A 768-nucleotide genomic window follows, 5' to 3' on the forward strand; every position below is an offset into this window, starting at 1 on the left:
CAGACCGATGGATTCGTAGTAGCGGATTGTTGTCACCTTCACGCCAGCCGCTTTTGACAGCTGCCCTATCGCGCGTCTTTGATCTGCCATGTTTTTCTCCTTGTACCTCTAGTCACTAGAGCATTTATAAAGGGCTCGAGAGAACAATTAGCAGCGAACTCGCGCGGCGCGATCTTCGGAACTAGCTGGAATGTTGCAGTGCTAACTGACAAAATGAGGATGATTTGTGGCTGACGAGGACGAGTGCTGCGGCGTGAATGAAAACCTGATCCGGTCTCCCGGCTACCGACGGGCCCTATTGATCGTGGTTATTCTCAATGTCGTATATGGCGTCATCGAACTGTTTGGCGGATTTCTGGCCAATTCACAGGCGCTGAAAGCGGATGCGCTGGATTTTCTCGGGGATGGATCAATTACGTTTCTGGGCCTGCTTGCGATAGGCTGGTCGCTCGTGTGGCGGGCAAGGTCTGCGCTTATTCAGGGTGTGTTCCTCGGTCTGCTGGGGTTTTGGGTTATTGTGTCCACTATTCTGAAAGCCATGACCGACACACCCGTCGAGGCGGGATTGATGGGTCTATTTGCTGTGGTTGCGCTGGTTATCAATGTTATTGCCGTCCTGCCGCTGCTGCCATACCGTGACGGCGATGCCAATATGCGCGCTGTTTGGCTTTTTTCCCGCAACGATGCGATTGGAAATGTTGCTGTGATTGTCGCGGCGGGTCTCGTGGCGCTGTCCTCAACACGGTGGCCGGACTTGATTGTGGCCTT

Annotated in this window: 2 protein-coding genes; one reads left to right on the forward strand and one right to left on the reverse strand. The window is 53.6% G+C overall.

Annotated elements, in window-relative coordinates; translation table 11 throughout:
• On the reverse strand, positions 1 to 90 hold a 90-nt coding region (locus HOC_RS23045; RefSeq protein WP_156950587.1), incomplete at its 3' end, for a MerR family DNA-binding transcriptional regulator.
• A 136-nt stretch (positions 91 to 226) separates the two neighbouring features.
• Here HOC_RS23045 and HOC_RS20630 point away from each other — a divergent pair.
• The coding region (locus tag HOC_RS20630; RefSeq protein WP_035542662.1) for a cation efflux transmembrane domain-containing protein at positions 227 to 768 on the forward strand (542 nt) is incomplete at its 3' end.

It is taken from the genome of Hyphomonas oceanitis SCH89, assembly GCF_000685295.1.
Taxonomy (GTDB): Bacteria; Pseudomonadota; Alphaproteobacteria; order Caulobacterales; family Hyphomonadaceae; genus Hyphomonas; species Hyphomonas oceanitis.